Annotated in this window: 23 protein-coding genes and 5 tRNA genes; 17 read left to right on the forward strand and 11 right to left on the reverse strand. The window is 51.6% G+C overall.

Features of this window, described 5'->3' with window-relative positions:
• Nucleotides 1-5: 5 nt before the first annotated feature.
• The 10 genes from ACTVJH_RS12695 to fusA form a co-directional block, all read right to left on the reverse strand.
• Nucleotides 6-1,229 (reverse strand): 1-deoxy-D-xylulose-5-phosphate reductoisomerase, encoded by a 1,224-nt coding sequence (locus ACTVJH_RS12695; RefSeq protein ID WP_455991342.1) that lies wholly within the window; start codon nt 1,227-1,229, stop codon nt 6-8.
• 62 nt (nt 1,230-1,291) lie between these two features.
• Nucleotides 1,292-2,095 (reverse strand): phosphatidate cytidylyltransferase, encoded by an 804-nt coding sequence (locus ACTVJH_RS12700; RefSeq protein WP_455991344.1) that lies wholly within the window; start codon nt 2,093-2,095, stop codon nt 1,292-1,294.
• On the reverse strand, nt 2,092-2,808 hold the full coding sequence (uppS, locus tag ACTVJH_RS12705) for a polyprenyl diphosphate synthase (RefSeq protein ID WP_455991394.1): 717 nt from the start codon (nt 2,806-2,808) through the stop codon (nt 2,092-2,094). Before uppS ends, ACTVJH_RS12700 begins: the two co-directional genes overlap by 4 nt.
• 1 nt (nt 2,809) lies before the next feature.
• Nucleotides 2,810-3,364: a ribosome recycling factor gene (gene frr, locus ACTVJH_RS12710; RefSeq protein WP_455991346.1), complete on the reverse strand. Its 555-nt coding sequence runs from the start codon at nt 3,362-3,364 to the stop codon at nt 2,810-2,812.
• Nucleotide 3,365: 1 nt separating this feature from the next.
• Entirely contained in the window at nt 3,366-4,085 is a 720-nt protein-coding gene (gene pyrH, locus ACTVJH_RS12715) for a UMP kinase (protein ID WP_455991348.1), read from the reverse strand.
• Between the two features lie 117 nt (nt 4,086-4,202).
• Nucleotides 4,203-5,075, reverse strand: a complete 873-nt coding sequence (gene tsf, locus ACTVJH_RS12720; RefSeq protein WP_455991350.1) for a translation elongation factor Ts — start codon at nt 5,073-5,075, stop codon at nt 4,203-4,205.
• Between the two features lie 2 nt (nt 5,076-5,077).
• Entirely contained in the window at nt 5,078-5,851 is a 774-nt protein-coding gene (rpsB, locus tag ACTVJH_RS12725; RefSeq protein WP_455991352.1) for a 30S ribosomal protein S2, read from the reverse strand.
• Nucleotides 5,852-6,044: 193 nt separating this feature from the next.
• Complete coding sequence (locus ACTVJH_RS12730) at nt 6,045-7,712, reverse strand: ribonuclease J (RefSeq protein WP_455991354.1); 1,668 nt, start codon at nt 7,710-7,712, stop codon at nt 6,045-6,047.
• Nucleotides 7,705-8,415: a lysophospholipid acyltransferase family protein gene (locus ACTVJH_RS12735; protein ID WP_455991356.1), complete on the reverse strand. Its 711-nt coding sequence runs from the start codon at nt 8,413-8,415 to the stop codon at nt 7,705-7,707. Before ACTVJH_RS12735 ends, ACTVJH_RS12730 begins: the two co-directional genes overlap by 8 nt.
• A 125-nt stretch (nt 8,416-8,540) precedes the next feature.
• Nucleotides 8,541-10,598, reverse strand: coding sequence for an elongation factor G (gene fusA / locus ACTVJH_RS12740; RefSeq protein ID WP_455991358.1), 2,058 nt, complete (start codon nt 10,596-10,598; stop codon nt 8,541-8,543).
• A 298-nt stretch (nt 10,599-10,896) separates the two neighbouring features.
• Here fusA and ACTVJH_RS12745 point away from each other — a divergent pair, with 298 nt between their 5' ends.
• On the forward strand, nt 10,897-11,850 hold the full coding sequence (locus tag ACTVJH_RS12745) for a hypothetical protein (protein WP_455991360.1): 954 nt from the start codon (nt 10,897-10,899) through the stop codon (nt 11,848-11,850).
• Nucleotides 11,847-12,968, forward strand: coding sequence for a spore photoproduct lyase family protein (locus ACTVJH_RS12750; protein WP_455991362.1), 1,122 nt, complete (start codon nt 11,847-11,849; stop codon nt 12,966-12,968). Before ACTVJH_RS12745 ends, ACTVJH_RS12750 begins: the two co-directional genes overlap by 4 nt.
• Nucleotides 12,969-13,096: 128 nt before the next feature.
• Here the strand turns inward: ACTVJH_RS12750 and ACTVJH_RS12755 are convergent, their stop codons facing one another.
• A complete protein-coding gene (locus ACTVJH_RS12755; protein WP_455991364.1) occupies nt 13,097-13,645 on the reverse strand; it encodes a hypothetical protein in 549 nt (182 codons plus the stop codon).
• A 457-nt stretch (nt 13,646-14,102) separates the two neighbouring features.
• On the opposite strand from ACTVJH_RS12755, the gene lpxC reads away from it, so the two are divergent.
• The 15 genes from lpxC to rpoB all read left to right on the forward strand — a co-directional run bounded on the left by lpxC (nt 14,103) and on the right by rpoB (nt 24,693).
• Nucleotides 14,103-15,023 carry a UDP-3-O-acyl-N-acetylglucosamine deacetylase gene (lpxC, locus tag ACTVJH_RS12760; protein ID WP_455991366.1) on the forward strand — a complete coding sequence of 307 codons (921 nt, stop codon included), beginning with the start codon at nt 14,103-14,105 and terminating at the stop codon, nt 15,021-15,023.
• Nucleotides 15,024-15,208: 185 nt separating this feature from the next.
• A tRNA-Thr gene (locus ACTVJH_RS12765) sits at nt 15,209-15,284 on the forward strand.
• Nucleotides 15,285-15,289: 5 nt separating this feature from the next.
• A tRNA-Tyr gene (locus ACTVJH_RS12770) sits at nt 15,290-15,375 on the forward strand.
• Between the two features lie 61 nt (nt 15,376-15,436).
• Nucleotides 15,437-15,513: transfer RNA gene (locus ACTVJH_RS12775), tRNA-Gly, on the forward strand.
• Nucleotides 15,514-15,531: 18 nt separating this feature from the next.
• A tRNA-Thr gene (locus ACTVJH_RS12780) sits at nt 15,532-15,607 on the forward strand.
• A gap of 71 nt (nt 15,608-15,678) precedes the next feature.
• Nucleotides 15,679-16,878, forward strand: coding sequence for an elongation factor Tu (gene tuf / locus ACTVJH_RS12785; protein WP_455991368.1), 1,200 nt, complete (start codon nt 15,679-15,681; stop codon nt 16,876-16,878).
• A gap of 8 nt (nt 16,879-16,886) precedes the next feature.
• Nucleotides 16,887-17,036, forward strand: coding sequence for a 50S ribosomal protein L33 (rpmG, locus tag ACTVJH_RS12790; RefSeq protein ID WP_455991370.1), 150 nt, complete (start codon nt 16,887-16,889; stop codon nt 17,034-17,036).
• A gap of 30 nt (nt 17,037-17,066) precedes the next feature.
• Nucleotides 17,067-17,142, forward strand: a tRNA-Trp gene (locus ACTVJH_RS12795).
• Nucleotides 17,143-17,153: 11 nt separating this feature from the next.
• Nucleotides 17,154-17,399, forward strand: a complete 246-nt coding sequence (gene secE, locus ACTVJH_RS12800; RefSeq protein ID WP_455991372.1) for a preprotein translocase subunit SecE — start codon at nt 17,154-17,156, stop codon at nt 17,397-17,399.
• A 49-nt stretch (nt 17,400-17,448) separates the two neighbouring features.
• Complete coding sequence (gene nusG, locus ACTVJH_RS12805) at nt 17,449-18,012, forward strand: transcription termination/antitermination protein NusG (RefSeq protein WP_455991374.1); 564 nt, start codon at nt 17,449-17,451, stop codon at nt 18,010-18,012.
• A gap of 35 nt (nt 18,013-18,047) precedes the next feature.
• Complete coding sequence (gene rplK / locus ACTVJH_RS12810) at nt 18,048-18,473, forward strand: 50S ribosomal protein L11 (RefSeq protein WP_455991376.1); 426 nt, start codon at nt 18,048-18,050, stop codon at nt 18,471-18,473.
• A 19-nt stretch (nt 18,474-18,492) separates the two neighbouring features.
• On the forward strand, nt 18,493-19,191 hold the full coding sequence (gene rplA / locus ACTVJH_RS12815) for a 50S ribosomal protein L1 (RefSeq protein ID WP_455991378.1): 699 nt from the start codon (nt 18,493-18,495) through the stop codon (nt 19,189-19,191).
• 115 nt (nt 19,192-19,306) lie between these two features.
• Nucleotides 19,307-19,825: a 50S ribosomal protein L10 gene (rplJ, locus tag ACTVJH_RS12820; protein WP_455991380.1), complete on the forward strand. Its 519-nt coding sequence runs from the start codon at nt 19,307-19,309 to the stop codon at nt 19,823-19,825.
• A gap of 49 nt (nt 19,826-19,874) precedes the next feature.
• Entirely contained in the window at nt 19,875-20,258 is a 384-nt protein-coding gene (rplL, locus tag ACTVJH_RS12825) for a 50S ribosomal protein L7/L12 (RefSeq protein WP_455991382.1), read from the forward strand.
• A 340-nt stretch (nt 20,259-20,598) separates the two neighbouring features.
• Nucleotides 20,599-24,693: a DNA-directed RNA polymerase subunit beta gene (gene rpoB, locus ACTVJH_RS12830; protein WP_455991384.1), complete on the forward strand. Its 4,095-nt coding sequence runs from the start codon at nt 20,599-20,601 to the stop codon at nt 24,691-24,693.
• Nucleotides 24,694-24,738 lie beyond the last annotated feature (45 nt).

The raw sequence follows: 24,738 nt of genomic DNA on the forward strand, positions 1-24,738 counted from the left end.
AGGGTTTAACCGGAAAAACCGGAGGTGGTGGTGATACAGATCTGGGCAAAGGCCCTGGTCGCCGTATCCAGGTCAAGGATTTCGTCCATCGATTCAACGGATTGGGGTTTGTGCTGATCAAGAGCAGCTTCCACCAATGCTGGAATGCCCAAGAAGGGTATCCGGCGGTCCAAAAATGCCTGGACCGCTACTTCATTGGCTGCGTTGAGAACCACGGGATAGCTTGGACCCGCTGTCAAAGACTGAAAGGCGAGATCGAGACAGGGGAACATGTCCCGGCGGGGTTTTTCAAAATCAAGGGTTCCTATGGAGGCAAAATCCAGAGGCTCGAGGTCGTGCTTGACCCGCTCGGGATAGGTCAGACAATACCCGATGGGTATTTTCATGTCCGGAACCCCCAGATGGGCCAGGATGGAGCCATCCTTATACTCGACCATTGAGTGGATGATGCTCTGGGGATGGACAACGACTTCGATGGTTTCGAGTCCGGTTCCGAAAAGATGGAAGGCCTCGATGACCTCCAGGCCCTTGTTCATCAGTGTGGCCGAATCAATGCTGATCTTGGCGCCCATGGACCAGTTGGGGTGATCCAGGGCCTGTTCGGGAGTGACTTTGTGCAAAAAATCCGCAGACCTGGTCCTGAAGGGTCCGCCTGAGGCCGTGAGCAGGATGCGACGTGTTTGTGTGGGTTCATGACCGGCAAGGGCCTGAAAGATGGCATTGTGTTCCGAATCAACCGGAAGGATGACGCCTCCATTTTTCAGGCAGGCCGTTCTGATCAGGTGGCCTCCGAGAACAAGAGATTCCTTGTTTGCCAGGCAGAGCACCTTGCCGGACTCGGCGGCCGCGAGGGTGGCTGCCAGGCCAGCGGCTCCGACCTGAGCGGACAGAATCATGTCCGCATTCGGATCCTGGGCCATGGCCACATACCCCTGCTGCCCCACGACGATATCAGGGGAATAATCCTTAGGGAGTAATGCGTTGAGCTCCTCGGCCACCTCTGTGGTGAGAACCCCGAGCACGGGCGGACGGAACATGAGGAGGGCCTGTTTGGCCAGAAGCGACGCATTTCTGGCCCCGGCAAGGCCAGTGACCTGAAAGCGCTCGGGATGACGTTCAATGACCGTGATGGCGTTGGTTCCTATGGATCCTGTGCTGCCCAGGATGGTTACCTTGCGTGGTCCTGAAACGAGATGGGCAGGAAGAGAGAGGGATGAGATATAGGCCATAGTGACTCGATACGGTTACGCTGCCTCGGAAACGGGCAGTGAAGTGAATGCCTGGAAAGGAATCAGAAAAAGGTGATTGCTTCTCGGGTCAGCATGTAGACGGGCAGGGCGAACAAGAGACTATCGATGCGATCCATGATGCCTCCGTGGCCGGGCAGGATATGCCCTGAATCCTTGACGCCGGACGAGCGTTTGAGGGCGGATTCGAAGAAATCACCGAATTGGGCTGCAACATTGAGCAGGAGGCCCAGGAAAATGAAGCTCCACCAGGGCGATGTTCCCCAAACGATTCCTATAAGCAGGCAGCAGAGGGTGGTCAATCCCATTCCCCCGAAACTCCCGGCCCATGTCTTCTTGGGGCTTATCGTCGGCCAAATTTTGGCACTACCCCACAGTCGTCCACTGTAGAATCCTCCGGTGTCAGTGGCAAAGGTGCATACCAGGACAAGCATGATTTCAACAGGAGCAAGAAAACGGAAGAATTGGAGCATGACAGGCAGGTAAACAATTCCGGCCAGTAACAGGGACAGGTCTGCAAAGGATGCCTGTGAAGGGTTTTTATCATAGGATCGTAAAAAGGATCCCGAAAGGATGAGAAAGATTCCGGCCACTGCCAGAGGGGCAAATCGGACAAGTGTGGGAGTGAAGGCGATACTCACCATCCCGGTGAAAAGCAGTCCCTGAATGAAATACGCGTTCTTTTGACGGTTGTGCCAGAACATCGAGCAATATTCAAAAAGCCCTAATCCGCTGACTACGAAGAGACCGGTGGCCATGATGATGTCGCTTTGAAAGACAATCCAGACAATGAATGGGACGAGAACAAGCGCAGTGGCAATGCGTTGTTGATGGGAGGAGAGGGTCATGTCCTGTGATCTCCCTCGCCAGTAGCCCCGAATCGACGGTTTCGGTTGGCAAATTCTTCCAAGGCGTGGCGAAAATGCTGTGGTTTGAAATCGGGCCAGAGAATATCCGTGAAATAGAGTTCGCTGTAGGCAGCCTGGAAGAGAAGATAATTACTCAGGCGTAATTCCCCACTCGTTCTGATGATCAGATCAGGATCTGGCTGACCGGCCGTGTACAAATGATCCTTGAAACAGGACTCGGTAATTTTTTCAATCGGGGTGTTCGAAGCGATCAGTGCGCGGGTCGCGCGCAGGATTTCTTCCCGGCCCGAGTAATTCAGGGCGAGATTGAGAATCATCTCCCTGCAATTCCTGGTTTTTTCGCAGGTTCTCTTGACAATCTGCCGGGCCATCAAGGGAAGATCGCCAATATCCCCCAGAATCGTGAGGCGGATCGACTGATCGAGAAGGCTTGGGGTGTTTTTGGTCAGATAGTCTGCAAGGAGGTCGAAGAGAAAGCCGACTTCTTGCTTGGGGCGTGACCAGTTTTCCCTGGAAAATGTGTACAGGGTCAGGTGACGGATGCCGATGGTCCGGGCTTCTGTGACGATGTCGTGCGCTGTGTTCGCGCCGGCTCGATGGCCGGCGCTTCGATCCAGACCTTGCTGTTTCGCCCACCGTCCGTTGCCGTCCATGATAATGGCTACATGTTCGGGTAAACGTGAGGTATCCAGTTTAGATCTCCATTATCTCTTTTTCCTTGGTTTCCAGGAGATCGTCTGCCAACTTGACGAAATCATCGGTGATTTTCTGCACTTCATCCTGTCCCCGATGCATTTCGTCCTCGTTGATTTCCTTGTCGTTTTTTTGATTTTTCAGGAGGTCGTTCATCTCCCTGCGGACGTTTCGCATGGCAACCCGGGCCTCTTCGGTATATTTTTTGGCCATTTTGACCAGATCTTTACGCCGCTCTTCCGTGAGGGCGGGAATAGCTATGCGAATGGTCGAGCCGTCATTGACGGGATTGAGACCGAGATCGGATTTGAGAATGGCCTTTTCCACACTGCTGAACCCGTTGCGATCCCATGGCTGTATGGCGATGGTCCGGCTGTCGGGAATGGAAATGGATGCAAGCTGATTGATAGGCGTGAGCGTACCATAATAATCGACCTTGATATTCTCCACCAGGGAGGTGGATGCTCTTCCTGTGCGCAACCTTCCAAACTCCCGCGCCAGATTGTCCAATGCTTTTTGCATGCGGGTTTTGCATTCTTCGTACAGAGCTTCCATACTATTCTCCTTGCACTCGTGTTCCAACGGTTTCACCCATAACGACTCGTTTAATGTTGCCCTCGCAAAAAAGATTGAAAACTTCAATGGGCAGCCGGTTGTCCATGCACAGAGAAATGGCTGCAGAATCCATGACCTTGAGTTTCTTCTGCAGCACCTCGATATAGCTGAGGGTCTTGTACATGGTGGCGTTTGCATCCTTTTCCGGATCACTGTCGTACACCCCATTGACCCGGGTAGCCTTGAAGATGGCATTGGTTTTCAGTTCCAGGGCCCGAATGACTGCGGCAGTGTCCGTCGTAAAATAGGGAATGCCTGTGCCTGCCGCGCAGATGACCACCCTTCCCTTTTCCAGATGTCTGATGGCGCGTCGACGGATATAGGGTTCGGCAACCTCTTGCATGGTGATGGCCGACAGGACTCGGGTGGGAATATCCTCTTTTTCCAGGCCATCCTGTAACGCCAACGCGTTCATCACGGTTGCCAGCATACCCATGTAATCGGCCGACGACCGGTCCATTCCCTTTGCCGACGAGGATATTCCCCTGAAGATATTTCCGCCACCGATGACTATGGCCATCTGAACTCCCATAGAGGCGATCTCGGCGAGTTCCCGGCTTATGGAGTGAACAATCTCAGGATCGATTCCAAAACGGCGTTCACCGGCCAGGGCCTCGCCACTGAGTTTCAGAAGCACACGGGGGTAGTGGAATGTCGACATGTGGTCTCCTTACGCGAACGTGTTCAAGGGTGTTTACAGGAAAGCTGTCCAAGAGGCAAAAAAAAAGACAGCACAAAAAAGGGAGCCGAAGCTCCCTTTTTTGTGCTCAATGCGTTGTTACTCTTCGCCAAGGGCCATCCGGCAGAAACCGGCAACCTTGACCGTGTCACCCAGGGTCTTGGCCGTTTCCTTGACCAGATCCTTGATGGCTTTGGAGTCATCCTTGATGAACGGCTGCTCCAACAAACAGACTTCTTTATAGTATTTGTTCAAACGGCCAATGACGATCTTTTCGGCAATATTCTCGGGCTTGCCTTCTTCCTTGGCCTGATTGAGGTAGATTTCCTTTTCCTGGGCAACGATGTCCTGGGGCAGTTGGTCCGGTGTGCAGCATGTGGGATTGACCGCTGCCACCTGCATGGCGATATCCTTGGCCAGGATCTTGATATCTTCCTTGGCGGCACTTTCACTGGTACCTGTCTCGATAGCTACAAGGACACCGATCTTGCCGTTGGCGTGGATGTAGTGACCGACCATGCCGGAACCTTCGACCTGCATCTTGCAGAAACGACCGAGCTGGGTATTCTCACCAAGAACGGTGATCAATTCGTTGACGCCTTCGGTAAAGGGAGCGATCTGATCATCGTTGAGCTGAATGGGAGAGGGGGTCACGACCTGTTCGGCATTCAAGGTCTGTGCAATGCTGCCCAGGGTTTCCTGGAATTTTTCGTTTTTGGCCACGAAATCAGTTTCGCATTTGAGCTCAACCAATGTAGCGGCGGAAAGATCATCTGCAGCAGCGTACCCGATCCATCCTTCGGAAGTGGCTCTACCGGCTTTTTTCTGGGCTTTGGCAAGACCTCTTTCCCGGAGATAGGCGACAGCGGCCTCTTCGTTGCCGTCGCATTCCACCAATGCCTTTTTGCAGTCCATCATTCCGACACCGGTTTTATCGCGCAGTTCTTTGACCTGCTGGGCGGTGATACTCATGGCTATTTATCCTCCTTGTCAGCTTCCTGGGCCGCCTCTTCCTGAGCGGCCTTGGCCAGTTCGACCTCGGCATCCTTGTCCATATTCGCGGCATAGTGTTCCTGCCCCTCGAGGCAGGCATCAGCAATGGCGGATGCAAACAGCTTGATGGCCCTGATGGCATCATCATTTCCTGGAATGAGATAATCGATCACATCGGGATCACAGTTGGAGTCGACAACGGCGACGATGGGGATGCCCAGGGTGCGGCATTCCTTGACAGCGATATCTTCGCGTTTGGGATCGATGATGAATGCTGCAGCAGGAAGCTTGTCCATATCCTTGATCCCGCCGAGATTCTGCTCCAGCTTGTTCAATTCACGCTGCATGCGGACGACTTCCTTTTTCAGGAAGCGGTTGATGCTTCCGTCCTCGAACATGGCTTCGAGATTCTTCATCCGTTCGATGCTGCGCTTGATGGTTTGAAAATTGGTCAGTGTACCGCCCAGCCATCTATTGGTGACAAAGTACATGCCGGACCGTTCGGCCTCGGCCTTGACGACGTCCTGAGCCTGCCGCTTGGTGCCGACGAAGATGATTTTTTCCCCGTTGGCGACCAGATTGGAAATGAAGTCGTGGGCGGTTCTGAAGAGCTTGACTGTCTGCTGGAGATCCATGATGTGGATACCCTTGCGTGCTCCGAAAATATACGGGCGCATCTTGGGATTCCATCGCTTGGTCTGGTGTCCGAAATGGACGCCGGTTTCCAGCATCTGTTTCATGCTTACGTATGCCATTTTGTTCCTCCTGGGTTGTTCCTCCGTCCGGTTGCAAAAGTCCTCACCCCACCATGGGGCACCCAGGCTTTTGCCGGACGTGCGAATTTTGAGTCGGTGACAATTATATAAAAATATTACCGAGCGCAAGCTTTTTGAAAAATGAGACAAAAATCAACAATGTCAATGGGTAAGAATAAATCATTGCTGCGATTTATTTTTCATTTCTGGAGATGTCGATGACCAGGGGAACGACAACGGGATCACGGCCCAGAAGTTTCTTGAAGAATCGTCTGAGGGAGGACCGGATACGCTCCTTGAGTTTTTTGGTGTCTCTGGGGTCGATATTTTCATACACATCCAGGACGATTTCCTTGGCATCTTCCAGAATATGGGACAGATGCTGCTCGAAAATAAATCCTTTGGAAAGAATCTGCGGGCCAAGGATGATTCCCCGCCTTCCGGGATCAACAACCAAAACGACAATGACCAGCCCTTCGCCCCCGAGGATCTGGCGTTCCTTGATGACTGTCTGGCCAACATCCCCCACGCCCTTGCCGTCCACCATCAGCGATTCGACTCTGATGGCCTCTTCCAGGCGGATGGAGTTCTGGAAAAAGGTTACGGGATGGCCGTCCTCGAGAATGAGGGCCCGTTCCGGAGCCACCCCGCAGTCCTGGGCCAGGGCGGCGTGCTTGAGAAGATGACGGTATTCCCCGTGTACCGGGATGAAAAATTTTGGGGCCACAGTCTGAAGCATGATCCGCAACTCTTCCTTGTGGGCATGACCCGATGCGTGGATCTCCTGGACCCTTTTATAGAGAACTTCGGCACCCAATCGGTAGAGATCGTTGATAACCTTGGTGATCGCCTTGGTGTTTCCGGGGATGAACCGGGAGGACAAAAGAACTGTATCTCCCTTGTGCACATTGAGCTGACGGTGTTCCCCTCTGGAAAGTCGACTCAATGCCGAAAGGGGTTCGCCCTGTGAGCCCGTGAGAATGAGTACGACCTCGGAATCCTTGAGACCAGGGAGATCTTCGAGTTCGCAGGAATTGTCCTTGGAAAAATTCAGATAGCCGAGGTCGCGGGCAATTTCGGAATTCGAGGCGATGGATTTGCCGCTGATAGCCACTTTGCGGCCATGCTCCCTGGCCAGATCGAAAATCTCCTGGATTCGCTGGATATGACTGGAAAACAGGGTGACCAGAATCCTGCCCTGGGATGTCTTGAAGATATCACCTAAAGATGCCTTGATCTCCCGTTCCGTCAGGGCATATCCCTCGCGCTCCACATTGGTGGAGTCTGAAAAGAGGAGCTTGATCCCGTCACGTGAAAACGCCTCGATGCCCTCCATATCCGTGGCATGTCCGTCAAGAGGATTGCGATCGATTTTGAAATCACCCGTATGCACGAATCTGCCAACCGGGGTTTCGATGCCCAGGCCGAAGCCTTCAATGATCGAATGGCAGACCCTGAAAAAATGAAAGGTGAATTCGCCCAGAGTGACGCTGTCCCGGCCCTTGACAGGTCGCAGGTCGAGAGTGTCGGCAAGGCCGTGTTCATCGAGTTTTCTGTGGATCAGGGCCAGGGTGAATTCCGAGCTGAACAAGGGGGCCTGGACCTGTTTCATGAGCCAGGGCAGGGCTCCGATATGATCTTCATGGCCGTGGGTCAGAATAATACCCTTGAGTTTGTCCTGGCGCTCGATAATGAAATCAAGGCAGGGGATGACCACGTCAACACCCAGGAGATAGTCATCAGGGAACATGAGTCCGCAATCGATCAGCACCAGGGATTCCGGTGTTTCCAATGCCATGCAATTCATTCCAATTTCGCCCAGGCCGCCGAGGGGAGTCAGGGTAACTCGCGGTTCATTCATTGGATGACTCCAAAAGTTTGTTGTTTATAAGGTTCCATAGATCCTGTGTCAGTGCTTCTCTCTGTTTAAGGGCAGAGCTCCCTTGAAATTCGATGGGCGTAAGTCCCGATACCCTGACTCTGCCCGGGGTGATCCGCCATGATGCCTTGGGAAGAATCTGTCCTGATCCGTCAATGACCACGGGAACAATGGGCAGTCCGCTCTTGAGGGCCATGATGATCGCACCGGGCTTGAAGGCTCCCAGTCGCGTGTTGCGGGTTCCTTCGGGAAAGACGAGAAAGGAGTGCGTGGCTTCTCCTTTGTTCATGGCCCGGCTCAAGGTCTTGAGCGCCTTACGCGGATTGGACCGGTCGATGGGTATGCATCCCAGGCTGCCCATGACCTTACCGAGTACGGGGATGGAAAAAAGGGTATGCTTGGCCAGAAAGGATATTCTGAATCGAGCGAAAAGGGCCATCAGGATAGGAATATCGACCTGGCTTTGGTGGTTGGCAACAAAAATGTATCGTTTGGAAGGATCGAGTTCCTTTATGTCGCTTTCAATGGTGATTCCGCAGACGCGTACGCAAAAGCGGGCCCAGGCGGCGGCAATCCGGTATGCTGCTCTGCCGGAAGGATCGATATAGGCGAAAAGGATGAGCACCGTGCCACCGATAACGATGTAGAGGGTGATCGATGTGTAGGCGAAAATGGATCGGAGCATGAACAGCCTTTGCTATATGATGCGTGAGATACGTCAAAAGAATAAAACAAGATAGCCAAAAGGCTGGCAAAGTACAAGGATGAAACACAAAGGGGCCGTTGTACAACGGCCCCTTTGTGTCGTTATCAGTCTTCTTTTTTGCTTTCTTCGATCACTTTTTCCGTGACCTGGGAAGGGCATTCCTCGTAATGGTCAAACTCCATGGTGAAGGTTCCCTGGCCTCCGGTCATGGAACGAAGATCCGGCGCATATTTGAGAACCTCGGAAAGAGGGACATGGGCCTGGATTTCGGTTATGCCGCTGTTTGAGTCGGAACCCAGAACCTTGCCCCGGCGGCCGGAAAGATCCCCGATGACATCACCCATGTATTCGTCAGGGACGAACACTGACGTGTGCATGATCGGTTCGAGAAGAACGGGCTTGCATTTTTCGGCAGCCTTTTTGAAAGCCAAAGAACCGGCAACCTTGAAGGCCATTTCCGAAGAGTCCACTGCATGATAGGAACCGTCATACAGGGTGACCTTGAAATCGATCAGAGGATATCCCGCCAGAACACCCCGCGTGGAGGCCTCTTGGATGCCCTTGTCCACAGCGGGAATATATTGTTTGGGAATCACGCCACCGACAATGGCGTTGACAAATTCATAGCCCTGGCCTCTCGGGTTGGATTCCATCTTGATCCAGCAGTCACCGAATTGACCCCTTCCACCCGATTGCTTTTTATGGCGCCCCTGGACTTCTGCAGACCCCTTGATGGTTTCCCTGTAGGGAATTTTGGGCGTTTTGAGGAGGATGTCGACCTTGTAGCGTCGCTTGATCTTCTCCACGGACAATTCGATGTGCAGCTGCCCCATACCGGAAAGAAGCATGTCACCGGTTTCCTCGTTGCGGGAAAGGGAAAGGACAATGTCTTCGTCCAGCAGACGCTGAACAGCCGCAAAGACCTTGTCTTCGTCTCCTTTTTCCACAGCGCTCAAAGCGTAGGAGATGATGGTCGGGGGAAGTTTGGGCAGGGAGAGCAAAAAAGGATTTTTTTCGTCGCACAAACAGTCACCTGTGCCGGTGTTCTTGAGTTTGGCCAGGGCAAAGATTGCTCCTGGGCCAAGCTCTACTTTGCACGGTGTCTGTTTTTTGCCTTCCAAAAGGAGAATCTGACCGAATTTTTCCTTACTCTCTCGGGTGGCGTTGATAACGGTCATGTCCGCGGTGGCTGTGCCCGAAAGGACTCGAACGATATTGAGTTGTCCGGCAAACGGGTCGGCAATGGTCTTGAAGACAAAACCGGCAAACGGAGCATTGGGATCACTGGGTCGTGTCTGCTCGTTCTCCCCTTTCCATTCGGGATGCTCCAAAGGAGAAGGCAAAAATTCCTGGATGGCGTCAAGAAGTTGTGTGCAGCCCCGGTTGGTCAAGGCAGAACCGGCGCAAACGGGAACGATTTCTCGGGAAAGGGTTCCCGTGCGAAGACCGGAAAGAATCTCTTCTCCGGTAAGCGATCCTTCTTCGAGGTATTTTTCCATCAGCTCTTCATCGCTCTCAGCGATGTTCTCGATGGTTGTCTCCCTGATGGTGCCGATGGTGTCCTGCATGTCCGCAGGGATATCTCCTTCCTTGAGTGATCCATCCTCCTGAAAGAAGAACGCCTTTTCATTCAGGACATCTATCAGTCCCTGGAAATCCGCTTCAGCTCCGATGGGCATGTACAGCAGAACCGGTTTGATCCCGAGTATCGTGGAGAGTCCGTCAAATGCCTGATCGAAATTAGCTCGTTCACGATCGATTTTATTGATAAAAACAATGGCTGGAAGTTCGGCCTTGCCAACTTCAAGCCACAATTTTTTGGTCAGAGGTTTGACTCCGTCGATGGCATCGATAACAAAGACCGTGCCGTCAACAGCCATGAGCTGGTAGGGAAGATCACCTATAAAATTGTTGTCTCCGGGGGTGTCGAGGAGAAAATGATCGTTTTTGTTCCAGGAATAGGAAGCCACCGCTGGTTGGATGCTGCCGCATCTTTTGATCTCTTCGGCCTCATAATCCAGACTCGTGGTTCCTTCTTCAATTTTGCCGAGTCTGTTGATTTTTCCTGTGTTGAGCAGGATCATTTCAGCCACCGAGGTCTTGCCCGTGCCGCTATGTCCGGCAAGGGCGTAGGTCCTTTGTTTTTTGAGTTTCTCTACCATCAAAGTCTCCCTGTCCTTATGCTGCGATTATGTTAGAAAAACAGAGGATGGTTCCTGGTCGGCCAATCCCTATCCTATGCCTGAAAAACGCACTTGATAAAAAATGGAATTTTGATCAGGTTCGCATCCTTTGTATTGACATATGCTGGCATCAACAACGAGCATGCGGATCTCTTCAATGCTCATACCTCTAAACCTCTTATTATTCGAGCTCTATTAGGTAGATGCAAACAAGCTTGTCAAGGCGGAAAAAAGCTCGGGTCTGACCCGTTCATCCACGATAACAAGGACAATATGTATGCCACTTGCATCATCCCCGGTCATGAAAATACATGCCGACCGTTTCGATATGGAATCTCCCAGTCTTTTCTGGTCGAGAACCTTTGATGATCGCCTTCTTCATTCGCTTGAAATGTTTGGTCAGCTTGTCCCGGTTCTGGCCACTCATGAGGGAGATCGCCTCTGTCTGCTTGCCGGGCAGAGACGGGTCAAGGCTTTGGGAAAACTGGGGCAGCCCGTACTGACTCTGCTTTGCAGCGAAGATTCCCCCTTGCAACGGGGGATCATCTATCTGGAAAGCAACAGCAACGAACAGCTTGATGACGGTGCCCTGATCAGGGCTTTGCGGTACTTCTCCACCTGCACCCAGGACCTGACATCTATTGCCCGGCTTCTGGGGCTCTCTCGTCATTCCAGGCAATGGAATCTTCTCGTCAATTGGTTGGATCTGCCCCCTTCCTGGGATGAATGCTTGATCAAGGGGCATGTGCCTCTGGTCCTTGCGAACCTATTGACACGATTCGCCCCAGAAGACCTGCACGATTTTCAGGAATATTTTAGAGACATGTCCTGGTCCAGAAACAATGCTGTGCATTTGGTGACCTGGATATGGGAGGTGAGCCGATTGCGAGGGTGTTCGCCTGCAACACTGATGCATGAGCTTGATTTCAAGGCCATTTGCGACCTTGACCTCTCGCCCAAGGATACCATGACCCGCATTCTCGATATCCTGCGGGCGGCCCGCTATCCACGGCTGTGCCATCAGGAAAGGGAATTTCGTAGACGCTCCCAGGACGTTGTGGCCGGCTCCGGGTGGCGTCTTGTCCAACCCGATCAATTCGAAACCCGCAGTGTGGAGTTTGCGACCAAGGTTTCCTCGCCCCAGGAATTTGATGCTCGGGTCCACGAATTGGCGGATATTGCCCGGGATAGAGTATGGGGCAGTCTCGATTCCATGCGGAAGGGGGAATGAACGTGTTTGCAGAGAAGACCACCAACACCCAGACGCTCCCTGCGTACCTGAGCTCCATCAGCCAGGTTTATGTGGATGAGTCGGTCACTCATACCCCTATGGCCCGTCGTGTCCGTGAGGCCCTGCCCGGTGTCCCGTGGAAGGTGCTCGCCCCCGATGAACCCCTCGACACTGTCGTGGGGCAGGGCGATTCCCTGTACCTCAAGGAGTATAAAGGCACGTTTCTGCGATTTTGCCCCGGAACAAGGTACTACAGGTGTTGTGGCTACAGGATTGTTCATATTGGTGAAAATTGTCCCCTTAAATGTTCGTACTGCATCCTTCAGGCCTATTTTCAGGATCAGGTTCTCAAGGTCTGGGCCAATCAGGATGCCTTGTGGCAGGAACTGGACATGGCCTTTGGCCGCGACCGCTCAAAACGATTCAGGGTCGGGACAGGTGAGTATACCGACTCACTGGTTCTTGAACCCTTGACCGGATACAGTCGTGATCTGGTCGCCTTTTTGAAGGACTATGACAACGTCTGTCTCGAACTCAAGTCCAAGGTGGTTGATCTGTCGTGGATGGACGCGGTTTCACGAACCGATCGGGTTCTGCCCGCCTGGTCGTTGAATGCTCCGTATATCGCCTCGCATGAAGAGCTGGGGCAGAGTGCTACCCTTGAAGAGCGGCTTCAGGCTGCGCGAACCTGCGTGCAGAACGGGTTTCGTGTCTGTCTGCATTTTGATCCGATTATCAGATTCTCGGGTTGGAAACAGGGATATGCCGAAATCATCGACATGATTTTTGACTATGTCCGACCGGAAGATATCGCCTATATGAGTCTGGGGTCCTTTCGGTGCATGCCGGAGCTGAAAACCGTCATTGAGAAGGACTTCCCCAAGAGCACGTTTATCTACGACGAGTTTATTTCCGGAATAGATGGGAAGCAGCGATTGCTCAGGTCCCTGCGTGTCGAACAATTTCAGCATATAGTATCCTTGCTGCGAGCCAAGGGCATGGACAGACAGCTGTATTTCTGCATGGAGTCGGATACTGTCTGGCAGGAGGTTTTTGGATACACGGTCAGGGACCTTGGAGGGTTGTCGAATCATCTTATGGCAAGGGCCTTTGGTTGAGCGTGTTGCAAGGTCTTTGGGTCGTGAGAGAATGGTTTGCCAACCCGGCCGGCGGGTGAGGTGGCGAGAGCCGGCCAGGTTCGGTCTGGAGGGATTAAAAGCGTGTGGATGTGGTGTCGTGCCGGGGCTTAGATCGGCGATGCACCGGGCATTGTGTAGACGTGCTGGGATCCGAGGCCGAGCTTTTTGGGACAGGTTGCGCGCAGGAAGCACTTGTCGCATCCGGATTTCGACGGGTAGTAAGTCAGGGTGGCGTATTTGTATCCAAAGGTGCCCTGGTTGGTCAGCGTGATGTCGAGTTTGGCCAGGGATCGTTTGAGCATCTTGTTCGGCTCGGGCAGGGGGGCGCACTTGGTGGTGCTCAGCTCCGGGATGAACAGCCGTAGGGTACTCATGATCATTGTCTGGGCTAGCGCCTCGTCAAGGAATGCCTGCTCCTGGGATTTTTTCCACAGCTCCTCCATCTCCAACTCGATTGCATGGTCAAGGAAAACAAGAAGGTATCCTTTTTTTTCTCCAAAGGTGTAGACATTGAGCAGGGGATACCACTTTTCCCACAATTGGGTCATGGCCAGGATCCGTTGCGGAGAAAGCGCCTGGGTCTGTGCCAGAAACATGTAGGATTGCAGGTCGAAACGGGGATGGACCGTATGGGGGTGTGCGGGAAGATATTTCATGTAGATACCTGGTCGTTGATGGATGAGGCTGACAAATGGGCAGATCGTGTTTGCGCCATGCCGAGTGTCCGTTACCGTTTAGGGCTAGTGGACCATTCCAGAAAAAAATTCAAGTCCTGCTAACGGTATTGCCAGGGTCGATTCGCTCTCATGGCTGGCTCACCTTGTTCCGGGGTGAGCCAGCCATCATATTTCAGGTACCTGCATGAGAACAAATGTGCCCTGACGGTATTACCGCCAGGAGGCGGTTGATTCACGATCCTCTTATGCACCCACATACGGTTCACATGATTGGTTGTCATTCCAGCTGCGACTTCAGGGCGTTGTGTTGTTCCAAAGCCACGTGAATTGTGACCAAAAAGTCATACTTTGGTGAAACGCAGAATTTTATATCCAAATATTTTAGCATTATACACTTGTTTGTGTTGTTGGCACAGTTTGTGTATAGCTGATTTCCATGCGACAGCGAACGATCAAAAAAACAGTAGAGTGTTCAGGCATTGGATTGCATAGCGGCAAGAAGCTGCGGCTTGTCATGCGCCCTGCAGATCAGGATACAGGGGTTGTTTTTCAGCATATGGGAGGCAGCGGCAGGAAAACATTGCATCCGCGTCCTGAACGGGTCGTCTCCACCGGATTGGCCACGACGCTCGGCGTTGGTGATCGAACGATCGCAACGGTCGAACATCTCATGGCCGCTATCGGCGGTCTGGGCATTGATAATATTGTTATCGAGGTTCACGGCGATGAAATCCCGATCATGGATGGAAGTGCCGCAAGTTTCGTTTTTTTGCTCCGGTCCGCTGGAATCCGAAAACAGGCGGCCGATAAACGCGTCTACCGCCTCACGCGTAGTTTGAGTTTTGAAAAAGACGGCAAAAAAATCGAAGCTGCCCCCTACGATGGATTCAGGGTGACCTATACAATAGATTTCGATCATCCCCTTGTAGGCGAGCAGACCTTTGTCCTGGATCTCTCCCCTGAAGCGTTCATGCGTGAAGTCTCCAAGGCAAGAACCTTTGGGTTCATGAAGGATGTCGAGATGCTCCAGAAAAACGGACTAGCTCTTGGTGGTTCCCTTGAGAATGCCGTTGTCCTGGATGAATATGGGGTGATCAATCCCGATGGGTTGCGGTTCAAGAATGAACTGGTTCGGCACAAGGTTCTTGACTTTATCGGTGATATGCACCTTCTCGAACATCCCCTGCATGGTGATTTTCATGTTCACTGTTCGGGCCATGAACATAACAATGCTTTTTTGCGCTATCTTTCGACTCACAAAGACTACTATCTTGAGATGATGCACCTTGGTAGCCAAGGTGCTGATGCTTTGGAGCACAGGGAGTCCGCATCGACCCTGCAGCCTGTTCCGGCCTGATGTCTCAACCGCTCCCGACCTGACAAGATGATTTCGATCCGCGCTCCCGGGCGCGGATTTTTTTTTATGGAGACATCACGCCGTGCATCCAGTGATCCCGGTTGGGAGGGGTGGCACGCGATGAAAAAAAAACAAAAAAAAACTTGCAATCGACCAGGAAAGTCTATAGTGACGTCTCTTCTTTGGCTGGCGTAGCTCAATTGGTAGAGCAGCTGATTTGTAATCAGCAGGTTGCGGGTTCAAGTCCCATCGCCAGCTCCAGAGTCGGAGGGGTTCCCGAGTGGTCAAAGGGAACAGACTGTAAATCTGTCGGCGGACGCCTTCGGAGGTTCAAATCCTCCCCCCTCCACCATTCACCCGAATGTTTTGTAGGAGACAGGGAAGCTTGTTGTTTGACTACGGAACAGGATCGAGCGGGAATAGCTCAATTGGCTAGAGCATCAGCCTTCCAAGCTGGGGGTTGCGGGTTCGAGTCCCGTTTCCCGCTCCATTCCACCCGTCCTCCCGTGCCCACGTAGCTCAGCAGGTAGAGCACTTCCTTGGTAAGGAAGAGGTCACCGGTTCAAGTCCGGTCGTGGGCTCCAGTCAAACCCTCTCCCGGCAAATTCAAACTGTTGGAAAAACGCCACGCTAAATTTTTGAAAGGGGGTTCGTAATGGCTAAAGCAAAATTTGTAAGAACGAAACCGCATGTCAATATCGGTACTGTCGGCCACATTGACCATGGGAAAACCACATTGACCGCAGCCATCACCAAGATGGTCAGCCTGAAAAATGCTGAAAGCGGAAAATTTGTGGCCTTTGACGAGATCGACAAGGCGCCTGAAGAAAAGGAACGCGGCATCACCATTGCCACGGCCCATGTCGAGTACGAGACCGCCAATCGCCACTATGCGCACGTGGACTGTCCCGGTCACGCCGACTACATCAAGAACATGATCACCGGTGCCGCCCAGATGGATGGTGGTATCATCGTTGTCGCCGCCACCGATGGTCCCATGCCCCAGACCCGTGAGCACATCCTGCTCGCCCGTCAGGTTGGTGTTCCTTCTCTGGTCGTCTTTTTGAACAAGTGCGATCTGGTTGATGATGAAGAGCTCCTGGAGCTTGTTGAAATGGAAGTTCGCGAACTTCTGGACAAGTATGGTTTTCCCGGCGACGATATTCCGGTTATCAAGGGCAGTGCTCTCAAGGCACTGGAAAGCGACGATCCCGAAAGTGACGACGCCAAGTGTATCTTCGAACTTTTGGATGCCTGTGACGCGTACATTCCGGAGCCAGAGCGCGATGTCGACAAGCCTTTTCTCATGCCCATTGAAGATGTTTTTTCCATTTCCGGCCGTGGTACTGTTGTTACCGGTCGTGTGGAACGAGGCGTGATCAACGTCAGTGACGAGGTCGAGATCGTAGGCATCAAGGATACCGTCAAGACGGTATGTACCGGTGTAGAAATGTTCCGCAAGATTCTTGATCGCGGTGAGGCCGGTGACAATGTGGGTGTTCTTCTCCGCGGCGTCAAGAGAGACGAAGTCGATCGCGGTCAGGTTCTTGCCGCACCCAAGTCCATCACCCCGCACAAGAAATTCAAGGGTGAGGTGTACGTCCTGAACAAGGAAGAGGGTGGTCGTCACACTCCTTTCTTCGCAGGGTATCGTCCTCAGTTTTATTTCCGGACAACTGACATCACCGGTGTCGTTACTCTTCCCGAAGGCGTGGAAATGATCATGCCTGGTGACAATACCACCTTTGAAGTTGAATTGATCGCTCCCATCGCCATGGAAAAGGGACTGCGCTTTGCTATTCGTGAAGGTGGAAGAACCGTTGGCGCGGGCGTTGTATCCGAAATCATAGAGTAAGGTGAATCATGCGGATCAATATACTGCTCGCTTGCGGCGAGTGTAAACGAAGAAATTACGCTACCCAGAAGAACAAAAAAAATACAACAGGGAAGCTCGAGTTGAGCAAGTATTGTCCCTTTTGTAAAAAACATACTCCGCACAAAGAGAGTAAATAAGTTCTTGGGAGCGTTTTTCATACCCAGTGCAGGCCAGTAGCTCTAACGGCAGAGCATCGGACTCCAAATCCGAGGGCTGGGGGTTCGAATCCCTCCTGGCCTGCCACTTTTATGATTATGGCAAAAAAAAAGCAGAAATTGGCAAACAAGCCTGCTGAAAATCAGGGTCTTGGAGACAGGATCAACAACCTGAAAGTCTTTTTCGAGTTATCGAAAAAGGAGCTCAAGAAGGTTGTCTGGCCGGATAAGAAGGAAACCATGTCAACCACCGGCGCAGTTGCGATATTGGTGGTGGTCATTTCCCTCTTTTTGGGTATCATGGATCTCGGACTTTCCAAGATTATCGAGGCGATCCTGTCGTAGGGTGATCTCCTTTTGAGATCCCCACATGACGTCAGGGAGTTATTATTGTATGGATGAACAGCGAGAAACAACGGTCGAATCCCCAAATGCCAGATGGTATATCATTCATACCTATTCTGGTTTTGAGCACAGGGTCGAGCAGACGATCAAGGAGATGATGCGGACAGGTCAGACCGAAGGTCTGATTCATGATGTCATCGTCCCTACGGAAAAGGTCGTGGAACTCGTCAAGGGGCAAAAACGGACCTCGACCCGCAAGTTTTATCCTGGATACGCCTTGGTCAAAATGGTTTTCAATGATGAGTCGTGGCATTTGATCCAGTCCATCCCCAAGGTTACCGGTTTCATCGGAGGCAAAAGCAGACCAACTCCTTTGTCTGATCGGGATGCCGAGAAGATTCTCTCGACTATAGAGAGTAGAAAACAACAGCCTCGGCCAAAATTTTATTTTGAAAAGGGCGATGAGGTTCGGGTTATAGACGGGCCATTTTCCAATTTCAATGCCGTAGTCGAAGAAGTTAACTACGATAAGGGCAAGCTCAAGGTTTCGGTGTCGATTTTCGGACGTCAAACCCCTGTTGAACTGGATTTTGTTCAGGTCGACAAAGGATGATGCCGAAAAGTGCTTGCCAGAGAGGATGATATAGAATGGCCAAGAAAGTACTGGCGAAAATAAAGCTACAGATTCCTGCGGGAGCAGCGAATCCTTCTCCCCCAGTCGGGCCTGCATTGGGTCAGCATGGTGTCAACATCATGGAGTTTTGTAAGGCCTTCAATGCCAAGACCCAGGAAGACAAGGGGATGATTACTCCTGTCGTGATCACTGTTTTTCAGGATCGTTCTTTTACATTCATCACCAAGACTCCTCCTGCTTCGGTCTTGCTGCTCAAGACTGCTAAACTCGACAAAGGTTCTGGGGAACCCAACAAGAATAAAGTTGGCAAAGTTACCAGAGCTCAACTCGAGGAGATAGCCAAGATCAAGATGCCTGACTTGACCGCCAGTGATATCGACGCTGCAGTCAATACCATTGCAGGCACAGCCCGCAGTATGGGACTGGAGATACAAAACTAGCAGCGAGGGACCAAAGACTATGCCTAAGCATGGAAAAAATTACCGCGAGGTAAGTAATAATATAGATCGGGCTAGGAAATATCCCGCCAAGGATGCGATGGACCTTGCGTTGCAGGCTTCCTATGCGAAATTTGACCAGACTGTTGATGTTGCTGTCAATCTGGGAGTGAATCCAAAATACGCGGACCAGATGGTTCGTGGTGCGGTGACTCTCCCTCATGGACTGGGCAAGGAAGTACGGGTCATTGTTTTTTGCAAGGGAGAAAATGAGCAGGCTGCTCTTGACGCAGGAGCCGATGCCGTAGGTGCCGAGGAGTTGGTTGAAAAGATTCAGGGCGGCTGGCTTGAATTTGACAAGGCCGTAGCCACTCCGGACATGATGGCTCATGTCGGCAAGATCGGTAAGATTCTCGGTCCGCGTGGACTTATGCCCAATGCCAAGACAGGAACCGTTACCTTTGATATCGTTCAGGCCGTGACCGAACTCAAGGCCGGTAAGGTTTCCTTCAAGGTCGACAAGGCCGGAATCGTCCACGCTCCCATTGGTAAGGCCTCCTTTGGAGCCCAGAAGCTTCTTGATAATTTTGCTTCGCTCATGTCCATGGTCGGGAAGCTCAAACCTTCCTCGTCCAAGGGTACATATGTCAAAGCGATTGCCATCTCGACGACCATGGGCCCTGGGGTCAAAATAGAACCAAGCTCGATCAAGGCTGAGTAGTGTACCAACCAGATCGATCCATTTGAAATGAAGAGTCAAAGACTGCAGGCGAGCTTCGCTCTTAATATCCTGCTGAGACTATTTGGCTCTTTTGTCTAACCGGAGGATTTTCAACGTGAACCGGGCTGATAAAGCGAAGATCATTGATGATCTGAAGGCAAAGGCAGACAAGGCTAGTATTGCAGTTGTTACAGATTTCAAGGGACTCAAGGTAGAGCAGGTCACTCCATTGCGCAAGTCCTTGCGCGACAGCGGTGTCGAATACCAGGTTGTCAAGAACACCCTGGCTCGGATCGCTTTCACAGATGGTCCCTGCGACGCCCTCAAGGATGAATTCAAGGATTGTTGTGCTATTGCTTTTGGCTATGACGATCCTGTTGTTGCCGCCAAGATTCTCACACAGTTCGCCAAAAAGAACGACAAGTTCTCTGTCAAATTCGGCGCACTCGAGGGAAATTTTCTTGACGACAAGGCCCTTGCAGAGCTGGCAACCCTTCCAGGCAAGGAAGAATTGCTCGCCAAGGCCTTGGGTACCATGAACGCTGTTCCTCAGAATTTTGTCTGTCTTTTTGCCAATCTTGTTCGCAATATGCTGTATGCGCTTACCGCGATCAAGGATCAGAAAGAACAATAACCCTCAAACAAAGAGCCACAGTACATTCATTTCTATTTAGGAGGAAACAATGGCAGATATAACCAAAGATCAGGTTGTTGAATTTATATCCAATATGACTGTCCTCGAACTCGCCGAGTTCATCAAGGAACTTGAAGAAAAGTTTGGTGTCAGCGCTGCTGCACCTGTAGCAGCAGTCGCCGCAGCCCCTGCTGGTGGCGAAGCCGCTGCCGAGGAAGAGAAGACCGAGTTCGACGTTGTTCTCAAGGAAGTTGGTGGGAACAAGATCGCCGTCATCAAGGTTGTCCGTGCTCTTACCAACCTGGGTCTCAAGGAAGCCAAAGCCAAGGTTGATGAAATTCCTTCCGTGATCAAGGAAGCCGTGACCAAGGAACAGGCAGACGACGCCAAGACACAGCTTGAAGGTGCTGGCGCTGTTGTCGAACTCAAGTAGTTCGATATTGTAAGCTTATTCATAAGGAGCATGGGACATTAATTGTCCTGTGCTCCTTATTATGTTTATGCCAAAAGCTCCAAAGTTTACTGTAAGATCTTCACTTTGTCCTGTAGTAATCTCTTCGTTTAATTTCATTTCCTTGAATAGAATTTCATCCTATCTTTATATATATTTTTAATAATATCCTGCCTGAACAAAACTGTTTGTACGCTTCTTGCATATGAACTTTATATATATATCTTGATTTTTCTATTTCATATTTCTCGTTTAGTTAATATTTTTGTACGCCTTTTCAAAGCTGTGATGTCTCTTTGAGCTCTTTACCTGAGGGGAGAAAATGAATCAATTTGTAAAAAAATTTGGATCAACTAGAGATGTTGTAGATATCCCTCACCTTTTAACACTTCAAGTCGATTCGTTTAAAAAATTTTTACAGTCAGATGTTCCTTCATCAAGCAGAGAAGACATTGGGCTGGAAGGTGTATATCGCTCTGTATTTCCAATTCATGATTTTAACAAGACAGCAACTTTGGAATATGTGAGCTATGACATCGGTGAGCCTAAGTTTACTGTAGAGGAATGTATTTCCAAGGGGCTTTCTTATGAAGCCCCGGTGCGTATCAAGGTCCGATTGGTCGTCTTTGATGTTGATGAGGAGACCCAGAATCGTACTATTCATGATATCAAGGAACAGGACATATACTTCGGAACCATCCCCCTGATGACCGTTAAGGGGACCTTTGTGGTCAACGGTACCGAGCGGGTAATCGTCAATCAGCTGCAACGCTCACCAGGTATCATTTTTGAACATGATTCCGGGAAAACCCATGCGAGCGGCAAGGTTCTGTATAGTTCCCGCATCATCCCCATGCGTGGATCATGGCTTGATTTCGATTTCGATCACAAGGACATCTTGTATGTTCGTATCGATCGACGCAGAAAAATGCCTGTGACTATTCTTCTCAAGGCCATGGGCCTGAGTACCGCCGAAATTCTCAAGCGCTATTATTCCTTTCACACCCTGTATTTTGATGGTGCTGGTCACGTGTATCGTGAGGTCAAACCGGAGTTTTACCGCAAGGATACCGCAGTTACCACCATTACCCGTGAAGATGGCAAGCAGCTGGTTGCTGCCGGTAGTCTGATCACCAAGGGCGCGTGGAAGCGGATGATCAAGGCGGGTATAGAGACGATCGAGATGAATCCCGTGGATCTGGCCACGGAGTTTGTGGCCCACGAAATCATCCATCCGGAAACCGGCGAAGTCATTGCTTCACCGGGTGACCCGCTTTCCCTCGATCTGCTCGAACAGCTTTCCCAGCTGGGTATCGAATCTCTGCAGTCCTTGTTTGCCTCCGGTCCAGAAGTCTCCTCGTCCATCCGCGACACCCTCGCCTTGGACAAGACCACGGACATGGAGAGCGCTCAGGTTGATATCTACAAGCGTTTGCGGCCGAGTTCTCCACCCACAGCAGAGGTTTCCGCCTCCTTCTTCGAGAACCTGTTCCGCAACGGGGACTATTACGATCTTTCGCCTGTGGGCAGATACAAGTTGAACACCCGTCTTGAGCTCGATCTTCCCTTGGACGCCAGAACCCTGAGCAACGAGGACATCCTGAAGGCTGTCGATCATTTGCTCTATCTCAAGGATTCCCATGGTCCGGCCGATGATATCGACCATCTAGGCAATCGGCGGGTCCGTCCGGTCGGAGAACTTGTTGAAAATCAGTACCGCATCGGTCTGGTCCGCATGGAACGTGCCATCAAGGAGCGCATGAGCCTGCAGGAAGTAGCCACGCTCATGCCGCATGATCTGGTCAATCCCAAGCCGGTGACCGCTGTTCTCAAAGAATTTTTTGGGACCTCACAGCTTTCTCAGTTTATGGATCAGACCAATGCCCTCTCCGAGGTGACCCATAAGAGACGACTTTCAGCCTTGGGCCCTGGTGGACTTACCAGAGAACGGGCCGGGTTCGAGGTTCGTGATGTCCATCCCAGCCATTATGGAAGAATCTGTCCTATTGAAACACCCGAAGGCCCAAACATCGGGTTGATTGTCTCGTTGACAACCTATGCCCAGGTCAATGATTTCGGATTTATCGAGACACCCTACCGAATGGTCAAGGACGGCCTGGTGACCGGGGAAGTCCGTTATTTCGATGCTTCCCGCGAAAAGGGAGAGATCGTGGCCCAGGCCAACGCGGTCATCGGGGACGATGGGTACTTTGTTAACGACCAGATTTCGGCGCGCGTTGAAGGTGAGTTTGCCATTGTCGACAAAAACGACGTCACCTTGATGGATATTTCACCGAGCCAGATCGTTTCGATTTCCGCTTCCCTGATTCCCTTTTTGGAGCATGATGATGCCAACCGTGCTCTTATGGGATGTAATATGCAGCGTCAGGCTGTTCCCCTGCTCCGGGCCGAGAAGCCTTTGGTTGGAACGGGCATGGAAGGACCGGTTGCCCGGGATTCAGGCGCCTGCCTCTTGGCCGAGGGGGAAGGCGTTGTCCAGTTTGTGGATGCAGAACGTGTTGTTGTGTGTTATGATACCTTGTATCCGGAGACGGGCGGGACCTCATTTTATCTTTTGCAGAAGTTTCACAAGTCCAACCAGAACAGTTGCTTTGGTCAGAAACCTCGCGTGCTGCCTGGCCAGCGTGTCAGCACGGGGGATATCCTCGCCGATGGTGCCGGCATCCAGGACGGGGAACTCGCCTTGGGTAAGAACCTGTTGGTCGCGTTCATGCCCTGGTGTGGGTACAACTATGAAGATTCCATTCTCATCTCCGAACGAACGGTCAAGGATGATGTCTATACCTCCATCCACATCGAGGAATTTGATCTCGTAGCCAGAGACACGAAACTCGGACCCGAGGAAGTGACCAGAGACATCCCCAATGTGGGTGAAGACATGCTTCGCAATCTCGATGAGAGTGGAATCATCAGAATCGGAGCCCGCGTGGGACAGGATGATATTCTTGTCGGAAAGATCACTCCCAAGGGTGAATCCCAGCTGACACCTGAAGAACGTCTTCTTCGGGCTATTTTCGGTGAGAAGGCCAGGGATGTCAAAAATACCTCGCTCAAGGTTCCCCCGGGAGTTGAAGGGATCGTTCTTGATGTCAAGGTGTTCAACCGACGTTCAGGAGACAGGGATGCCAGGACCAAGGAGATCGAAGATCTCGACTTGAGCCGTATAGACCGCTGCGAACAGCAGCACATTACCTCGTTGACTGTCACGACGGCGGAGAAACTCTGGGAAAGTGTCAAAGGCAAGATTATCGCGAGAAGTTTGATGGGCAAACGCAAGGGCGAGGTTCTTGTCGAGGCCAATCAAACCCTGACACGGGAAATGATCGATCAGGTTCCTGTCAAAAAGCTTGCCAAGCTCTTCAAGAGCAAGGATGTCAACGAAAATGTTCAGGATATCCTGGATCAGTATGAACATCAAAAACAGGCTATCCAGGCCATTTACGAACTCAAGCGCGAAAAAGTTGCCGAGGGGGATGACCTGCCTCCGGGCGTGATCAAGATGGTCAAGGTCTATGTCGCGGTCAAACGTAAACTGCGGGTCGGTGACAAAATGGCCGGGCGGCATGGCAACAAAGGCGTTGTCTCCAACATCCTTCCAGAAGAGGACATGCCTTTTTTTACCGACGGCACTCCAGTGGATGTCGTACTCAATCCCTTGGGTGTTCCTTCCCGAATGAACATTGGGCAGATTATGGAGACACATCTCGGATGGGCCTCCAAGGAGCTCGGCCGTCGTGTCGCCGCAATGATCGAAGAGGGAGCCGATCTGGCCCCTGTACGCAAGGAAATAAAGGAAATTTATGCGTCTTCCCAGATCAGCGAGCTTATCGACGGGATGGATGACGATGATTTCGTGGCCGCGGCCAGGAAGCTGCGCCAGGGAATTGTCATGAAGACTCCTGTATTCGACGGAGCGCATGAGGATGAAATATGGGGGCTGCTCAAGAGAGCAGGACTCCCGGATGACGGAAAATCCGTCTTGTTCGATGGAAGAACCGGTGACCCCTTCGATCACCGGGTGACTGTCGGATATATGTATTATCTCAAACTCCATCATCTGGTCGACGAGAAGATTCATGCCCGGTCAACCGGCCCGTACTCGCTGGTTACCCAGCAGCCTCTCGGCGGTAAGGCGCAATTCGGCGGCCAGCGGCTGGGTGAAATGGAGGTCTGGGCCATTGAGGCGTATGGAGCCGCCCATCTTCTGCAGGAGTTTTTGACCGTTAAATCCGATGATGTTTCCGGACGTGTCAAGATGTATGAGAAGATCGTCAAGGGGCAGAACTTCCTTGAATCGGGCATGCCTGAATCCTTCAACGTGTTGGTCAAGGAGATGATGTCGCTGTGTCTTGACGTGGGGCTTAAAGAACGCACTCGTCCTGCAAGACACAGGTAAATCCCCTCATGTTCATGGCCAACAGGTTTCAATGTTACAGCAATT

This window comes from Desulfoplanes sp. PS50 (assembly GCF_053851535.1).

What these genes read in the sequence shown, in the direction of transcription:
- ACTVJH_RS12695 (WP_455991342.1), bottom strand. Translation starts at nt 1,229, where the DNA reads ATGGCCTATATCTCATCCCTCTCTCTTCCTGCCCATCTCGTTTCAGGA.
- ACTVJH_RS12700 (WP_455991344.1), bottom strand. Translation starts at nt 2,095, where the DNA reads ATGACCCTCTCCTCCCATCAACAACGCATTGCCACTGCGCTTGTTCTC.
- frr (WP_455991346.1), bottom strand. Translation starts at nt 3,364, where the DNA reads ATGGAAGCTCTGTACGAAGAATGCAAAACCCGCATGCAAAAAGCATTG.
- pyrH (WP_455991348.1), bottom strand. Translation starts at nt 4,085, where the DNA reads ATGTCGACATTCCACTACCCCCGTGTGCTTCTGAAACTCAGTGGCGAG.
- tsf (WP_455991350.1), bottom strand. Translation starts at nt 5,075, where the DNA reads ATGAGTATCACCGCCCAGCAGGTCAAAGAACTGCGCGATAAAACCGGT.
- rpsB (WP_455991352.1), bottom strand. Translation starts at nt 5,851, where the DNA reads ATGGCATACGTAAGCATGAAACAGATGCTGGAAACCGGCGTCCATTTC.
- ACTVJH_RS12730 (WP_455991354.1), bottom strand. Translation starts at nt 7,712, where the DNA reads ATGAATGAACCGCGAGTTACCCTGACTCCCCTCGGCGGCCTGGGCGAA.
- ACTVJH_RS12735 (WP_455991356.1), bottom strand. Translation starts at nt 8,415, where the DNA reads ATGCTCCGATCCATTTTCGCCTACACATCGATCACCCTCTACATCGTT.
- fusA (WP_455991358.1), bottom strand. Translation starts at nt 10,598, where the DNA reads ATGGTAGAGAAACTCAAAAAACAAAGGACCTACGCCCTTGCCGGACAT.
- ACTVJH_RS12745 (WP_455991360.1), top strand. Translation starts at nt 10,897, where the DNA reads ATGCCACTTGCATCATCCCCGGTCATGAAAATACATGCCGACCGTTTC.
- ACTVJH_RS12750 (WP_455991362.1), top strand. Translation starts at nt 11,847, where the DNA reads ATGAACGTGTTTGCAGAGAAGACCACCAACACCCAGACGCTCCCTGCG.
- ACTVJH_RS12755 (WP_455991364.1), bottom strand. Translation starts at nt 13,645, where the DNA reads ATGAAATATCTTCCCGCACACCCCCATACGGTCCATCCCCGTTTCGAC.
- lpxC (WP_455991366.1), top strand. Translation starts at nt 14,103, where the DNA reads ATGCGACAGCGAACGATCAAAAAAACAGTAGAGTGTTCAGGCATTGGA.
- tuf (WP_455991368.1), top strand. Translation starts at nt 15,679, where the DNA reads ATGGCTAAAGCAAAATTTGTAAGAACGAAACCGCATGTCAATATCGGT.
- rpmG (WP_455991370.1), top strand. Translation starts at nt 16,887, where the DNA reads ATGCGGATCAATATACTGCTCGCTTGCGGCGAGTGTAAACGAAGAAAT.
- secE (WP_455991372.1), top strand. Translation starts at nt 17,154, where the DNA reads ATGGCAAAAAAAAAGCAGAAATTGGCAAACAAGCCTGCTGAAAATCAG.
- nusG (WP_455991374.1), top strand. Translation starts at nt 17,449, where the DNA reads ATGGATGAACAGCGAGAAACAACGGTCGAATCCCCAAATGCCAGATGG.
- rplK (WP_455991376.1), top strand. Translation starts at nt 18,048, where the DNA reads ATGGCCAAGAAAGTACTGGCGAAAATAAAGCTACAGATTCCTGCGGGA.
- rplA (WP_455991378.1), top strand. Translation starts at nt 18,493, where the DNA reads ATGCCTAAGCATGGAAAAAATTACCGCGAGGTAAGTAATAATATAGAT.
- rplL (WP_455991382.1), top strand. Translation starts at nt 19,875, where the DNA reads ATGGCAGATATAACCAAAGATCAGGTTGTTGAATTTATATCCAATATG.
- rpoB (WP_455991384.1), top strand. Translation starts at nt 20,599, where the DNA reads ATGAATCAATTTGTAAAAAAATTTGGATCAACTAGAGATGTTGTAGAT.